Below are 14,851 nucleotides of genomic sequence, written 5' to 3' on the forward strand. Positions count from 1 at the left end.
ATGTCAGTTCTGAGTGAAATCATCACGTCAGTCGTTGAGAAGAAACCGTACCCGAACGTTTTTGATCTATAAACTGCACATGCTTCTTCAGGCATGGTAAGTCAAGATACCTCGGTGAACGCTTACGTATAGACGGTCAGTTCGGTTGCGTGAAGCATAAAAGAAAAACTTGCCGAGAGAGCCAGTATTCCTTTGGCCAAAATGTGTCGTGCTGACATGGTTAACTCCTCATAACATATTTGTTGGGCGAATATCTGTGGTGAACTTTATTATGATTACATTAAGCAAGTTAGATGACGAAACCGTTACGCCATTGGGTTAAATGGCCTAGAATTTCTTATGTCAGGCCTAATAAATCAGCTTGTGTTGCATGGTGCTTGGCAACTTCACGACGAATCCAATCACAAAAAGCCAATACTTTGGGGCGATGATCGCCTTTTTTCCACACGAGATAATGTCCTCCAGTCGTTGTCATACTCGCCGGATGCGCCAGTACGAGGCTACCTTTAGCAAGAGGATCGGCGACCACAAAATTACGCGTCAGTAAGGCAATATCACCGTGACGAACCGCTTGAATTGCTAGGGTAGTGGTATCGAACTCTAAGCAAGGTGCATCGGCAATCTCAGTGATACCTTGTTGGCTAAACCAATCGAGCCAAGTTTCTCGATAACCAATAATCGCGGCGCGTGGCCAATCTAATAACTGTTTGGCACAAGTGACGTTACCGTAATGGTTTATGGCTTGTGGGCGGCACACCACTTGCCAGTATTCATGAGTTAGCCGTTCGACTTGACGCCCATCCCAGTCTCCATAACCGTTGTATATTTCAATATCAGGCTGACTTCTTTGATCAGATTGGCTCCATGGCGAGGTGTATAACCGAACTCGAAAGCGGGGATAATCTTTTAAAAAACTCGGCAATCTTGGGGCAAGGAAATGCTCAGCAAATGTATTGGATACACGCAGTGATAAGGTGTTATTTCCCCGCTCACCAAACAGATCTTCAGTTCCAATCCGTAATGAGTGAAAAACTTGGCTTAATACGGGTTGATAACTTTGTCCCGCATCCGTCAGTCGAATGCCTTTCGCCTCACGAGTAAACAATGTGGCTTTGAGATGATGTTCTAAAATTTTCACTTGTTGGCTGACCGCAGCTTGCGTGACATTGAGTTCATCGGCCGCTTTGGTAAAACTGCCTAAACGAGCTGAGGCTTCAAATGCACGTAAAGCATTCAGAGGGGGTAGTTGACTCATGATTAACTCCAATGGGATGTGGTTTAACCATAAATAAGAAAGATGAAGTTCCAATGACAGACATTAGTTAATATAGGGCTAAGGCCAAGCTAGACTCGCTATACAAAAGCAATTTGGCTTGGCATCCTATACAAAGGATTATCGATTAGGAAAAAATATGGAGCTGGCTCTGTTTGATTTAGACCACACATTGATTGCTACTGATAGCTCTGCACAGTGGTGGCATTACATGTCGGAGATAGGTTGGCTGAAGAAAGAAAGTGCATTGCATCATCAGCATGCGCAAATGATGGCTGAGTACGATCATGGTGTACTGGATATGCATGATTATTTAAAGCTCACCCTTGCTCCTCTTGTCGGCAGGGAGTATCAGCAAGTCAGTCAGACAGCGGAAGCGTTTGTGCAGCAGCATTTATTCAAGCAGTTATATCCGATGGCGCAACAATTGATCAGAGAGCATCAACAAGCTGGACGTCGAGTCGTGATTGTTTCAGCCAGTGAGGATTTTTTGGTGCGCCCTTGGCAACAGTTATTAGAGATTGATGCTGCGATTGGCATTGAGATAGAGACACAGCAAGGGCTCATTACTGGACAGGCGCGAACCCCATTAAGTTATCGCGAAGGAAAAGTGGCTGTGATTCATCGCTGGTTGGCCGAGCAGGGCATCAGCTTTGGTGATTGTTATGCCTACAGCGATTCACATAATGATATTGCCATGCTTGAATTTGCCAGCCATCCTGTTGCGACCAATCCAAACCAACAGCTTAAAGCGCGTGCCTTAGTGTCTGATTGGCCGATCATACATTTTTAGCCGTTGCAGGCATTATCAATCAACCGATCTTTTTCGGCCCTCAAGTACGATATTGTACTTGAGGGCATGGCTATTTAGTTTTTGCGGATCAAGGCTAAAGTGTCAAAAGCTCCACCCAGCGTACCTATACGGTGGTAAAATGCTGTACTTTTTCCCCAAGTTGTTGAGAAGCATCGCTTAACCGCTCACTGATCGTTCTTGCTTGTGTTGCTTGTTGTTCTAGCCCATGAGTTTCTTGGCTGAGATGATAAATAATACTTTTAGTCTGCTTCGCGACACTGGCTTGTTGATGGCTAGCCGTGGTGATCGATTGGTTAACCAGAGCAACCTCTTCAAAGGCTTGACGAATATGTTTAAGAACCTGTTCAGAATGTTCCGAAAATTCAACACTGACTAAAGCTTGTTGGTTTGCCGATTGCATCGCCGTGACTGCGTCATTAGCGCCCTTTTGTAATCGAGAAAGCACATCGTTAATCGAACGGGTAGCTTGTTCAGTATTGCCTGATAAATTACGCACTTCATCGGCGACGACAGCAAACCCTCGCCCTGCTTCTCCCGCTCGTGCCGCTTCAATTGCGGCATTGAGAGCCAATAAATTCGTTTGTTCAGCAATGGTCTGGATGACGGTTAATACTTGGGATATTTCGGTAGATTCTTTATGGAGATGACGAATGATTTGTGCTGAGTCATCGATCGATTTCGCTAAGCTTTTTATTCCGGCGCTGGCTTTTTGTACGGTATCTGTTCCTTGCGAACTAAATTCTTCCGCTTGGGCAATCACAGTTTGCGCGTATTGTGTGTGTTCACCGACCGCATAAATGGTTTGCTCCATTTCATCCATCGCTTTTGTGACGCTTGCGGTTTGTCGACTTTGCGTATTTGCTTTGTCCTCGACCGTTTCGCTTACCGCGAGCATACGTTGAGCATTTTGGTGTAAATCGACACTTTTATTTTCAATTTCTATGATCAAGTGACAGAAATTATTAACCATCGTATTGAGCGCTTGCGCTGTTTGTGCAACTTCATCTTTTCCTTGCACCGTTACTTGTGTTGTTAGATTAGAAGAATGAGCAAGGTATTGAATGCTATTACGTAATTGGCGTAATGGTTGCTGAATTGAGTGTTGGATCAACCAGCCGAGTACCATGAGCAAGATAACCCAAGCGGCTCCACCAAAGAGATAAAAATGCATCATTCTAGCCGTCAAGAGCGTTGCTTCTTGTTGAACGTCATCGGCTTTACTAATTTGTTGGTTAACTAATTGATTCAGTGTGTCACCGAGCGGAACTAATACTTGATTAATTTCATTACCAAACGTCGATTCGTTGAGAATTCGGATCGTAATTGCATCACTGCCTGCCCTTGATATCCACTGCTGATAAAGTTCGATAGCTTTTTGCAATTGTTCATCCGCTTGTTGACTTAATGGGTCGAGCACACCACTTTGCGTCCGTTGATAAGCTGTCCAGTGGGTTTCCACTTGGTTTATTAACTGTTCTATTTTTTCTACGGTATCTTTTTGACTTGCCCAGCCGGTGCGATAACGTCTTAAGTCATCTAAACCTTCTTGTCTCAGTAAAGAGTGGGTTGCCAAAATATCACTCAGTGGCAGTAGATGTTGTTGATAAAGCCGCGTGAATTGCCGATCTTTTTCTTGAGCGGCTTCAAATGAGAGTCCAAGTGCGACCAGTAAGCTGATGATGGGTAAGGCGCTTAAGCAAAATAAGCGAGTACTAATGTTGAACTGGTTTAATTTAAACATAATGATAACCACCGTTAGAAAGAGGCTCTCTCGCTATCACTGCTGTGTTTGAGTAGTAAAATACCGAGAATCCGCTGGATTATTTCTCTTTTAGATGACGACGATGTTACAGAATGTTTGAAAATTGAGCGTTCAATCAATAAGTGTTGAGTTCAATCACTCGCTTTGATGATAAGTTAAAGTGCACAGTAGAAAACTGAGTGGTTAATTATTACTTTTTCCTATCAAATTAATACGTAGATTCGATTAGCGAAGGCCCCTTTATTTCACTATACCTAATCAGACTAAAGTGGTCTTTTTAGTTTACGTTACGTACAACCTGTTCAGCATTGATTCGACGTACGACACAGTAAAAACTGTTTTGTCTGAACGTGTGATACATCGGTGTGTTGACCCTATTTAGCCTATTTTTTGCATTAAATATTAGCAAGCTTAATAACAAGAAATACTAATAATTAATTGATACTTATTTTTGGAGGAAGCCATGGACTTTATGTCTCAATGGAAAGTAAAAACGCGACTTGCACTGGGTTTTGGCATTTTAGTCTGTTTAATGTTGTTGTTAACGATACTGGGTATTCAGAAAGTAAACTTGATTGACGATACCTTGTCACAAATCACCGATGTCAACTCACTCAAACAGCGTTATGCGATTAATTATCGAGGTAGCGTGCATGATCGCGCTATTGCAATTCGAGATGTTGCCATCGCCCGAAATAGTAGTGAGCTTAATAGATTAGAAAATGAGATAAAAAATTTAGAGCGTTTTTATCGAGACTCTGAAAATAACATGCAAAAAATGATCGCCAGTGGCGTGATATTTACGCCGAAAGAGCAGGCTATCTTACGCAGTATTGATCAAATCCAGCAAAAAACCTTACCCATGGTGCAATCGATCATCAGTGATAAGAAAAGAGACATTAATGCGAATGTAGCGCTCCTTGATCAGGTTCGTCCGGCATTTGTAGAATGGTTGAATAGCATCAACCAGTTTATTGACTATCAAGAAGAGTTGAATCAGCAGATGACGCCCGCGGCTCGTGAACAAGCAAGCGGTTTTCAAAACTTAATGCTGCTGCTATCGGGAGTGGCGATCGTGATTTCATTACTCGTCGCCATCGTTATTGAGAGAAGCTTTCGCCAATCATTGGGTGGTGAACCTTATGAAGCCCAGCAGGCGATCAAACGCTTATCAAAAGGGGATTTAACCCACCGCTATGGGCAACGAGCGAAAGACAGTATTTTGGATTCATTGTCTGGTATGTCATTAACCTTAACGGCTATCGTCAGTAATATTGTTCAAGCTTCAACCAAGATCGTTGGTCAAGTTTCAGAGGTCTCTGATGGGTCGAGTCGAGTTTTGAGTTCGGCCAAGCAGCAATCAAATTTAACCGCAGATACGCTTTCACGATTAGAAGATATGCGTCATACGATTGATCAAATCGCGGATATTGCTAAACAAACCGAAAGTAATTCGGTCATGACGACAGATAATGCGCATCACGGGCGCGAATTAGTCTTCTCGGTCGCGAAACAAATGGAAAAAATTGCTCTTACGGTCAACTCAACCGTTGAACAAGTCAAGTTACTTGAAGCAAAGACCAAAGATATTGGTGGAATATTAAATGTGATCAGTGGTATTTCAGAACAAACCAATCTACTCGCATTGAATGCCGCGATTGAGGCTGCACGAGCCGGAGAATCTGGTCGAGGATTTGCTGTAGTGGCTGATGAAGTGCGTCAATTAGCCAAGCGTACCGGAGAAGCGACTTCGCAAATTGAATCATTGATCAGTGAAGTTCAGTCTCAAACTGCGATCAGTGTTAAGGCCATGCAAGCAACACAACCTCAGGTCGAAGAGGGTAATCAAAAAACCGCGCAAGCCAGCGATCTACTGATTAATATAGAAAAACAAGCCAAAGATACGCTTCATCGGATTCGAGAAGTGGTTTCAGCGACGGATGATCAAGTGGCTGTGGTTGGAGAGGTAGTTTCAGCGATGGGGCAAATCTCATCAATGTCGAGTGAGTCGATCCAATTGATGGCAGCCAATGAAAATGCGGGGCACGAGTTAAATCGTTTGGCTAACGAACTTAAAAAAGAGGTCGCTTACTTTAATATTTCGCACAACCGCTAACGCGATGATACATGAGGGTAGGGCTTTAAAAGGAAGCCCTTAAAACGGTGAAACCCCGATGTTGGTAGCATCGGGGTTTCTGATTTTTAGATGGTTTGGATGGTAAGGCCAAAAAATCTTATTTATGCAAAAGGTTGGATTTTATCCAACAAATTCCTTGGTAGGGAATTAGATACGGATGAAGTCCATGTGCTCAACTTTTGGCTTGAACACGTGACGTTGAACGTCTTGAGGCTTAACTTTAACTTCAGTACCGTCGATAACTAGAGTAATCGCTTCGTAGAACTCTGGCTTATCCATTTGGTTGATCACATCATCGTGTTTTAGAGCGATAGATACTGGCGCTGCTTCACCACCGTAAACGATAGCTGGGAATAGACCAGTGTGACGTAGGCGGCGGCTCGCACCTTTACCTAGTTCAGTACGCACTACTGCATTGAATTTCATAGTATTTACTCTCAAATTAGTAAAAAAATAGTAAGTGTGACAGCATCAATGCGACCTTGTGCTGTCGTAGCGCTTCGTTAGCGATAATAATCACTCTCAAAACGAGCGCGGATACTAACATTCTACGTTAGGATGAGCAATAAAAATGATGGCTTCATACTAGGCAATCCCCAGCATGGTTAATCACTGAGCTCATCGGCAAAAATTTTATCCCTCAGTGCCCAAAATCGGCCATTTTTTCGTGCGATAACGAATTGTGGTGGTCGAAAACGGTGCTGATGATCGACGACTTTACTCGGTGATGCGGCGTCAAATGCTCGATGTTTATCGGCCAGATGGGGGCGAACGAAACGCTGTTTAAAGATAGCTTTCTGTTTTGGGGTTGTGAGTGACCAAAACTCGTGCACTTGGGCGTTATTCTCACCAAGATAAGTCACTCGAAGATGGTTTTTTCCTTTGCTATCTTTATGAACGCTGAATGTCATGGTGAGACACGCAAACACTAAGGCATCTTTTAAGCTCAATGCCTCTTTAAGCTTTTTATCCGGATCCACTAACGTCGCTTGGCATTCGTGACAAATTCGTGCGGCGATGTCGTTATCGGCTCCGCATTGATTGCAATATTTGGCACGAAAACGGTAGCCGCAATGTTCGCGCTCTGCAGTCTCTTTATCTTCAAAATAGCCTTGGCATCGCCGCCCATAGTGTTCGAGAAGAAAGCCGTTCGCATCCAGTTTGCCCCAAAAATTATTATTAAAGCCGCAAGCAGGACAAGGAATAGTAATGATTTCACTGTTAGAGTCGGGTTTCGGATCGCCGACTTCGGGTTGATACAGATCATACTGATTACCTGCATAATCAAGCACCAAACATTCGTTTTTTCCCGGCGCGAGACGTAAACCTCGACCGACGATTTGTTGGTATAAACTCACCGACTCGGTAGGCCTTAAAATAGCAATCAAATCGACATGTGGAGCATCAAAGCCGGTGGTTAATACTGAGACATTGACCAAAAATTTGATCTCTTGCTGTTTAAAACGTTGGATGATCCGATCGCGATCTTGTGATGATGTATCGCCAATCACTAAGGCGGATTGCTGTTCAGGCAGTAAACTAAGGATCTCTTGGGCGTGACGAACCGTAGCCGCAAAAATCATTACCCCTTGCTTGTTGTGCGCTAACTGAATAATTTGTTGAACGATTTGTGGTGTTGCGCGTTTGGATTGCTCGATAACCAGATCGAGTTCAGATTCTTTGTATCGTCCGCTAGTCGTTGGGCTTAACTGAGAGAAATCGTAGCTGAGGATAGGCGCATCAATCAGACGCGCTGGAGTTAAGAAACCTTCATCCAATAAGTAGTGGATCGGTAATTCAAAAATGCAATCTTTGAAAAAACGTGGCTCTTCACTGCGCACGAGCCCACGAGTGTGGTACTGATAGATCCATCCCATGCCTAGTCGATAAGGGGTTGCGGTTAAACCGAGCACCTTCATCTTTGGGTTGAGGGTCAATAAGTGGCTAATGACTTTTTGATAGCTGCTGTCTTTATCATCGGGGACTCGATGACATTCATCAATCACTAATAACGAAAATGGCTGTTGAAAAGTCGATAAATTTCGTACCACAGACTGCACGGAAGCAAACACCACCGCATGTTCGCTCTCTTTTCGTCCTAGTCCGGCTGAAAATATGCCACCAGTGAGCCCATAGCCTTCATATTTGGCATGGTTTTGTTCCACCAGTTCTTTAACATGGGCAAGAACTAATACTCGCCCTTTAGCTAAACGTGCTAATTCAGCAATTACTAAGCTTTTTCCTGCACCGGTAGGGAGGACAATCACCGCAGGGGTACTGTGCTGACGAAAGTAATGAATCACGGCTTTGACTGAATCCGCTTGATAAGGTCGTAAGGTATACATAAAGGCAAGGGATTAATTATGTGAAATAGTTCAACTATTTTGAGTGAGGCTTGTATAATACCTGACTTCAAGCAGATGAGGTATTCATGCGTTTAGATAAATTTTTGTGTGATGCGCTCGGCACCACACGTAAAGAGTCGACTCAACTTTTAAAAAGTGGCGATGTAACGGTCGATGGTATTGTTCACAAAAGTGGTTCATGTCAAGTTACCGAGTTATCGCAGGTTGAGTGGCAAGGCAGAGCGCTGACCTTAAGTGGCCCTCGTTATATCATGCTGCATAAGCCTCAAGGTTATGTTTGTTCTCATGAAGACAGCTTCAACCAAACGGCCTTTGTGTTATTGGATGAGGCTAACCAACGGGACTTGCATTTTGCTGGGCGCTTGGACGTTGATACGACAGGGCTCGTGTTAATCACGGATGATGGGCAGTGGTCACATCGGGTGACTTCACCTAAACATCATTGTGAAAAAACTTACCGTGTCTGGCTCGCAGATCCCATTGCCGCCGAGTATACTGAGCAGTTTGCGAAGGGAATTGAGTTACGCGGTGAGCGAGATCTAACCCGACCTGCTCAGCTAGAAATCATAGATCAACAACAGGTTTTGTTGACCATTCACGAAGGTAAATATCATCAAGTTAAGCGTATGTTTGCAGCTCTTGGTAATAAGGTCGTTGGGTTACATCGTGAACGTGTGGGCGATATTGTTTTGGACCCTGGCCTTGAGCCGGGAGAATCTCGTTATTTGACCGAATCGGAAATCGCTTCTGTCTGGAACTGATCGCTCAACCTTAGGAAACACGGCCATCGAGTTTCCTTATATTTGAACATACAATTGGCTTCGTAGCGAACGCTTATCCTAAGCCAGTCGCTTATCTCAGCTCGTCGCAATAAAGAAATGGGTTGCTGATCGGCAAGATCAGCGCTTGGGTCGATAGGCTATCGACCAGAGTTAAATCATATTCATTGATAAAACGGAGACTTATGACTTCCAATACTGCCCCCGCTAAATATGATGCTTCTAGCCTTGGCTTTTTGCTGTTTATTGTGTTGGGCGCTATCGGGGCGTTAACCCCACTCGCTATCGACATGTATTTACCTGCAATGCCTGCTATCGCCAAAGATCTAGGTACTACTGCCGGTTCCGTGCAATTAACGTTAACGGCTTATACGGCAGGTTTTGCGATTGGACAATTATTGCACGGCCCGTTAGCGGACAGTTATGGTCGTCGTCCGGTGATGTTGTCAGGGGTATTTTTATTTGCGGTGGCTTCGGTTTTTAGTGCCACGACACACGGTATCGAGGCATTAACTTATATTCGTGCCGCCCAAGGGTTTGCAGGTGCAGCTGCCGCAGTAGTGATTCAGGCGGTTGTGCGCGATATGTTTGATCGAGAAGACTTTGCACGTGCGATGTCTTTTGTCACCTTAGTGGTTACACTTGCGCCGTTAGTTGCGCCATTGATTGGTGGGCATTTAGCTGTTTGGTTTGGTTGGCGTTCCATTTTTTGGGTGTTGGCTATCTTTGCTGTGGTCGTGATGGCGATGGTACTTTGGAAAGTGCCTGAGACATTGGCAATAGAAAATCGTCAACCCTTGCGATTTATGAACACCATGAAAAACTATGCGCAATTATGCCGTAATGGTCAGGCGATGGGGCTGATTTTCGCTGGGGCTTTTTCATTTTCGGGGATGTTTGCCTTTTTGACCGCAGGATCTTTTGTTTATATTGATATTTATGGTGTGACTCCAAACCAGTTTGGTTATCTGTTTGCGCTCAATATTATTGCGATGATCGCGATGACCAGCATTAATGGTCGATTTGTGCGACGCGTTGGTTCGCATGCCATGTTACGTTTTGGATTATTTATTCAATTATTGGCGGGCGTTGGTTTATTTGTTGGTTGGGCACTTGATTGGGGATTATGGGGAACCGTTCCTTTTGTGGTGTTGTTTATTGGCACCATTTCAACCATTGGCAGTAATGCGATGGGACTATTATTGAGTGGTTATCCTCGAATCGCTGGTACGGCTTCTTCTTTGTCCGGTACATTGCGTTTTGGTACCGGTTCGGTGATTGGTGCCGTGGTTGCCTCAATGCCAAGTGATGTGACTTGGCCAATGATTTTAGTGATGTCAGCATGTTCAGTGCTGTCAGCGGGTTTTTATTGGACATTGGGAAGAAACGCATAGTGGCGAAGTATTATTTAGAAATTCAGAAGCTGGTGAACAGCGCTTTAGAAGAGTTAGCGCAAGAACACGCTGCTGGAAAGTTGGCGAATGCTCCCGTGGCAAATAATCATTTTTTAGTACATTGGGTGACCAAATCTTTAAAAAATCAGCGTTTTGACCGCTGTGTACGCGATGATTTAACCGTTTGGCAAAAAGCGGGGCGCTCGAAGGGGAATCAATCAGGACTATGGTTGCAATTTCGACGTATTTCGGCGTATTACGCCCAGTTTTTCAATGAGCATGCCGATAATTACTTAACGGATAAGAAAATAGACGCCTTTTTGGACGAAATGGAACAAGCTGGATGGGAAGTCTCAACCTCTGAACCATTAGTGGATTGTGGTAAAGTACAAATATTTATCGAAGGGCAAAACTCTTTCGCGCTTTGCTCAAGACAGTGTGATGACTGTTTTGATGGCGAAGCCTTGATAAAACCCATGAACTGGTTTGTGCGTGGCCACCATGCCGGATTTGTTGAGAAAGCAGCGGCAGCAGGGTTTATGCTTCATAAACGCACTGATTACAAATCGAACGTCAAATACCATGGCGAATATGTGATTTTTCCAGATAATCAAGGGACCCAATTAGCGGAAATTCCCCTTTCTTTTCAAGCCTCTTAATTTTACCATTTTAGTCTAAATCAGAGCGACGATTTATCGTGGCTCTGATAAGTATAAAAGTAACGTTTCCTCTTTGAATCTGCATCAGTTGTTGATGATGTTTGCTCACGTCAATCCAATAATTATTCCCCGCAATGGGGGAGTGACTTATCCGATCTCTTACTTATACTATCTTATTGACCAAAGCGCTTATTGAGCACAATGCTTATTGATCAAAGTGAATGCGTTCTAAACTTTGTACACGTCGTAAATCTTGTTCGGAAAACGTGCGACGACGTAGCTCGTCTAACTGTGTTTGTTGCTGATCAGGATGATCGGCTAAACGTTTAACAATTACTTTTCTTTGCTCAACATAATGCTGCCACTGTTGATCAAACTGCTGTCTTGATTGCCCAAGGTGATTAAGACGTTGAATGGTTTCTTCATCCACCCATTCTTTTAAAGCTAGGTAGTGGTCTTGTGGATCTTGCTCATCTAATGTGAGAACCGCTTTTAATAAACGATCATTGTGTTCATTACGTTGTATGTAATCCGGTTGTTGGTTTATCTGCTCATCCCATAAGCGTTGCGCTTTTTGTTGTGGATAGATTTCAAACAGTTTTTGTTTATCAATCGCGAGCTGTCGAATACGATTTTCTTCAGTAAATAAAGATTGCTGATCGGTAGAAAAATGAACGCCTTGAAGATTAACGATTTTGTCATGCAGACGTTGCCAATCTGCAGCGAGTCCGTTCAGTGATGAAAAGCTTAACTTATCGAGAGCGTGGTGATAGTCGATTAATTGATGAAACAAAGGCTCATCAAAGCTGATTTTTTCATCAATATAATGCGCAAATTGTTGTTTTAATAAGTTAACATCGATCTGATCCATTTCTGATACCAGATAATTCAAGAAATCGCGAGGGGAGGAAAGATCAACGTCACTTTTCAGTACACTCGGTGGTTGGGCGGTCACGGGTTGATCATCATGCAACCATATTGGTGACAATGTCACTATCAATACTCCGAGTGCTAGGGCAACCATCATGGGTTTATAACGCATCATTACAGTCCAAGTTGTTGCAAACGATTGGCATGTTGACGATAAAGAGTAACGGGTGAAACCTCAAAAAGATGGCGAATGCCTAAAAGCCCATTGACTTCATCGAGATGATTCATTTTATAGTGGGTACCAATGACTTGACCAAGATGGCTACTGCAGACAGAGACCAAGCCATCATTGGGTTCATCAAAAGCAAGGCTTAAAACTCCGATAGGGATGTCGGTGGGGTCAAGCAAGTTAGTAATGGCCGATGAACCAGTCCAAGAAAAATAGTGAACACCATTACTGGCGATCGCTTCACCTTGCCCACAATAGGTTGTCGGAACGCCTTCTGGATAATGACGGTTAAAAGCCAATGAGCCTTCCGTGGTTAAGGTATCGAGCGCCGCTAAGGCATCTTGTTCTAGCCCCTTGCCACCGGAGAGTACGTTGATCAAAGTGACAAAACTATTGGTGATTTTGACGGCTAAGGCCTCAGAAATCGAGTCTTCTGGTACGGTATTTCTCACAATATCAGCGACTCGCGATCCCCAGTTAACACCACCAACGCTAGTCACCGAAGCAACCAGATCAGGACGCACTGAGGCGACATAACGAGCGGTTGGACTGCCTTGACTGTGACCGATAAGATTGACTTTCTCTTTGCCGGTTAGGGCTAGAATGGTTTCAACTTGTGCCAATAGTTGCTCGCCGCGTACTTCTGAGCGGTTAGCGGCTGCGACTTGCGCAGTAAATACGGTAGCACCATCTTTACTGAGTGCATGAGGAATGCCATAGAAGTAATCTATTTTGGCGATACTATCAAAACCGAAGATGCCATGGACCAGTACCAATGGGTAGCGGGTTTCGGTATAGCCACTATTGGCGAATGTCGCTGGTGTGTGAAAGGATATTAATCCAATACAGAGTAGGCTTATCCATCGATATATGACGTTCACATTGATACCCTTGTGTTATTTATTATAAGTTGGCATTGATATTATCAATGTAAAATAGTGTCAATTCTACGCACTGTCGAGGGTTTTCGCCGTGATTGTGACCGGGGTAACTCATCCGTCGGTCAGTGACACCCACGGGTTCATTTTTTGGTTTTTTTCACGATCGCTCTGACCATACCTTTGAAAATAAATAGGTGCGCAGGCATCATCACAAACCAATAAAGAAGGCCACGAAACCCTTGTGGATGCCACCATGCGGTAATAGTCAGTTCACGTTGTTCACCAAGATCTTTAATGGCAAACTCCAGACGCCCTAAGCCAGGCCCTTTCATGCCAAACAATAAAGACAAAAAGCGCGGCGGCTGGCAGCGAATCACCTTCCATGAGTCGATAAAATCGCCCACTTGTAACTCGGTTCCTGGTGGGCTGCGTCGAACCGGTTTTCCTCCACCAAATAACACATCGAGCCATTCACGTGTTCGCCACAACGAATTAGCAAAAAAATAGCCTTGATCGCGCTGGCCCATGGTTTTGACGACTTTCCAGAGCTGTTCTGCAGTGGCATCGGTGGTTATGGTTGCGCCGGTATACTTAGGATAAAATCCAAACCCCGGTTGCCAACGCTGCATTGCGCCGGGGTCAAAGCCCCAGACATTACTGCGTACAAAGGTACCCTCTTGTTCGATGGTGGACTTCACCGCATCGTAATAACCAATCATCGTTTGTGGATAACGTTGCTGAAGCGCATCGTTATTGGCAATAAAATCATGGGCAAGGCCATCTAATAGGGCTCGTCCGATACTCGACGGAACCGAGGTGACTAATCCAAGCCAGTAAGAGGCCATTCGAGGGGTGAGTAAACCAGTAGACCAAAGCCGAAAGGGTTTATTGGCTAATCGGCAAATAACTTCAAATTGTTCACGGTAGGTGAGGGTATCGGGGCCACCCGCTTCAAACTGTTGATGTTGTTCGGGAGTTTCCTGAGCAAGCGCTAACAGGTAATGGTTAAGATTAGCTAAAGCAATCGGGTTGGCTTTTGAATCGACCCATTGCGGTGTGATCAGAATGGGTAAATTATAAACAAAATCGCGCATGATCTCGAAAGCCGCTGAGCCAGGGCCGATGATCACTCCTGCTCTTAATTCGGTTACGGGAACTTGGCTTTGACGTAAAATTTCGCCAGTTTTTTGTCGAGCGGCTAAATGGTCAGAATGGCCGGATGGTGGTTGTAAAGCACTAAGATAAATGACGTGTTTGACTTGGCTGTGTTGTAAAGCTTCACGCATGTTATTCGCTAGGGACAATTCGTAGTCGATAAAATCGCCGCCTTGGGCCATGCCGTGCACTAAAAAATAGACTAAGTCCGCTTGTTTGACCCAGTGACAAGTCTGCTGTTGATTGGCTAAATCAAGATAAATAATGGTGAGATTCTTATGTTTAGGGGTGCGATCGGTAAAATAATCGACTTGCCGAGCCGCAGCGGTGACTTGATAACCTTGTTCAAGTAATAAAGGGATAAGCTGAGAGCCGACGTAACCTGAAGCACCTAATACTAATACTTTTTTCATTTTTATTCCTTGGGATAGGCTAAGGCTTGAGCGTATAATCTTCAGCCACTATTCAGCCTTCTAACTTGACGTTGTAGCGATATCATTTGGTCCAGTAATCTCGATGAAACGGCCCGGCG

Annotated in this window: 12 protein-coding genes; 5 read left to right on the top strand and 7 right to left on the bottom strand. The window is 44.2% G+C overall.

Features of this window, described 5'->3' with window-relative positions:
- Window positions 1–337: 337 nt before the first annotated feature.
- On the bottom strand, window positions 338–1,255 hold the full coding sequence (locus FKN93_RS11915; RefSeq protein ID WP_154168346.1) for a LysR substrate-binding domain-containing protein: 918 nt from the start codon (window positions 1,253–1,255) through the stop codon (window positions 338–340).
- Between the two features lie 157 nt (window positions 1,256–1,412).
- On the opposite strand from FKN93_RS11915, the gene FKN93_RS11920 reads away from it, so the two are divergent.
- A complete protein-coding gene (locus tag FKN93_RS11920) occupies window positions 1,413–2,066 on the top strand; it encodes an HAD family hydrolase (protein ID WP_170905171.1) in 654 nt (217 codons plus the stop codon).
- Between the two features lie 124 nt (window positions 2,067–2,190).
- Here FKN93_RS11920 and FKN93_RS11925 read toward each other — a convergent pair whose 3' ends face one another.
- Complete coding sequence (locus FKN93_RS11925; RefSeq protein WP_170905172.1) at window positions 2,191–3,828, bottom strand: methyl-accepting chemotaxis protein; 1,638 nt, start codon at window positions 3,826–3,828, stop codon at window positions 2,191–2,193.
- A gap of 484 nt (window positions 3,829–4,312) precedes the next feature.
- Here FKN93_RS11925 and FKN93_RS11930 point away from each other — a divergent pair, with 484 nt between their 5' ends.
- Window positions 4,313–5,965: a methyl-accepting chemotaxis protein gene (locus FKN93_RS11930; protein ID WP_170905173.1), complete on the top strand. Its 1,653-nt coding sequence runs from the start codon at window positions 4,313–4,315 to the stop codon at window positions 5,963–5,965.
- A gap of 168 nt (window positions 5,966–6,133) precedes the next feature.
- Here FKN93_RS11930 and rplY read toward each other — a convergent pair whose 3' ends face one another.
- Together rplY and FKN93_RS11940 are read right to left on the bottom strand one after the other, a co-directional pair.
- Entirely contained in the window at window positions 6,134–6,412 is a 279-nt protein-coding gene (gene rplY, locus FKN93_RS11935; protein WP_004395389.1) for a 50S ribosomal protein L25, read from the bottom strand.
- Window positions 6,413–6,591: 179 nt separating this feature from the next.
- Window positions 6,592–8,331: a DEAD/DEAH box helicase gene (locus FKN93_RS11940; protein ID WP_170905174.1), complete on the bottom strand. Its 1,740-nt coding sequence runs from the start codon at window positions 8,329–8,331 to the stop codon at window positions 6,592–6,594.
- A gap of 86 nt (window positions 8,332–8,417) precedes the next feature.
- Between FKN93_RS11940 and rsuA the strand changes: the two genes are divergently transcribed.
- The 3 genes from rsuA to FKN93_RS11955 all read left to right on the top strand — a co-directional run bounded on the left by rsuA (window position 8,418) and on the right by FKN93_RS11955 (window position 11,184).
- Complete coding sequence (rsuA, locus tag FKN93_RS11945) at window positions 8,418–9,113, top strand: 16S rRNA pseudouridine(516) synthase RsuA (protein ID WP_170905175.1); 696 nt, start codon at window positions 8,418–8,420, stop codon at window positions 9,111–9,113.
- Between the two features lie 203 nt (window positions 9,114–9,316).
- Window positions 9,317–10,525, top strand: a complete 1,209-nt coding sequence (locus tag FKN93_RS11950; protein ID WP_004395386.1) for a Bcr/CflA family multidrug efflux MFS transporter — start codon at window positions 9,317–9,319, stop codon at window positions 10,523–10,525.
- Window positions 10,525–11,184, top strand: a complete 660-nt coding sequence (locus FKN93_RS11955) for a DUF2913 family protein (RefSeq protein ID WP_170905176.1) — start codon at window positions 10,525–10,527, stop codon at window positions 11,182–11,184. The genes FKN93_RS11950 and FKN93_RS11955 overlap by 1 nt, the downstream gene beginning before the upstream one ends.
- A 205-nt stretch (window positions 11,185–11,389) precedes the next feature.
- On the opposite strand, the gene FKN93_RS11960 is transcribed toward FKN93_RS11955, so the two are convergent.
- The 3 genes from FKN93_RS11960 to FKN93_RS11970 all read right to left on the bottom strand — a co-directional run bounded on the left by FKN93_RS11960 (window position 11,390) and on the right by FKN93_RS11970 (window position 14,732).
- Window positions 11,390–12,229: a lipase secretion chaperone gene (locus FKN93_RS11960; RefSeq protein ID WP_083797755.1), complete on the bottom strand. Its 840-nt coding sequence runs from the start codon at window positions 12,227–12,229 to the stop codon at window positions 11,390–11,392.
- Complete coding sequence (locus FKN93_RS11965) at window positions 12,229–13,143, bottom strand: triacylglycerol lipase (RefSeq protein ID WP_224214109.1); 915 nt, start codon at window positions 13,141–13,143, stop codon at window positions 12,229–12,231. Before FKN93_RS11965 ends, FKN93_RS11960 begins: the two co-directional genes overlap by 1 nt.
- 161 nt (window positions 13,144–13,304) lie before the next feature.
- The gene (locus tag FKN93_RS11970) at window positions 13,305–14,732 is read right to left on the bottom strand and encodes a DUF2867 domain-containing protein (protein WP_004395382.1); all 1,428 of its coding nucleotides are present in this window, start codon (window positions 14,730–14,732) and stop codon (window positions 13,305–13,307) included.
- Between the last annotated feature and the right edge of the window lie 119 nt (window positions 14,733–14,851).

The sequence above is a fragment of the Vibrio sp. A8-1 genome, from assembly GCF_013048685.1.
Lineage (GTDB): Bacteria > Pseudomonadota > Gammaproteobacteria > Enterobacterales > Vibrionaceae > Vibrio > Vibrio metschnikovii.

Bases quoted from the DNA above. Each gene is read 5' to 3' on its own strand.
- FKN93_RS11960 (WP_083797755.1), bottom strand. From the start codon at position 12,229: ATGATGCGTTATAAACCCATGATGGTTGCCCTAGCACTCGGAGTATTG.
- FKN93_RS11970 (WP_004395382.1), bottom strand. From the start codon at position 14,732: ATGAAAAAAGTATTAGTATTAGGTGCTTCAGGTTACGTCGGCTCTCAG.
- FKN93_RS11915 (WP_154168346.1), bottom strand. From the start codon at position 1,255: ATGAGTCAACTACCCCCTCTGAATGCTTTACGTGCATTTGAAGCCTCA.
- rplY (WP_004395389.1), bottom strand. From the start codon at position 6,412: ATGAAATTCAATGCAGTAGTGCGTACTGAACTAGGTAAAGGTGCGAGC.
- FKN93_RS11930 (WP_170905173.1), top strand. From the start codon at position 4,313: ATGGACTTTATGTCTCAATGGAAAGTAAAAACGCGACTTGCACTGGGT.
- rsuA (WP_170905175.1), top strand. From the start codon at position 8,418: ATGCGTTTAGATAAATTTTTGTGTGATGCGCTCGGCACCACACGTAAA.
- FKN93_RS11940 (WP_170905174.1), bottom strand. From the start codon at position 8,331: ATGTATACCTTACGACCTTATCAAGCGGATTCAGTCAAAGCCGTGATT.
- FKN93_RS11920 (WP_170905171.1), top strand. From the start codon at position 1,413: ATGGAGCTGGCTCTGTTTGATTTAGACCACACATTGATTGCTACTGAT.
- FKN93_RS11950 (WP_004395386.1), top strand. From the start codon at position 9,317: ATGACTTCCAATACTGCCCCCGCTAAATATGATGCTTCTAGCCTTGGC.
- FKN93_RS11925 (WP_170905172.1), bottom strand. From the start codon at position 3,828: ATGTTTAAATTAAACCAGTTCAACATTAGTACTCGCTTATTTTGCTTA.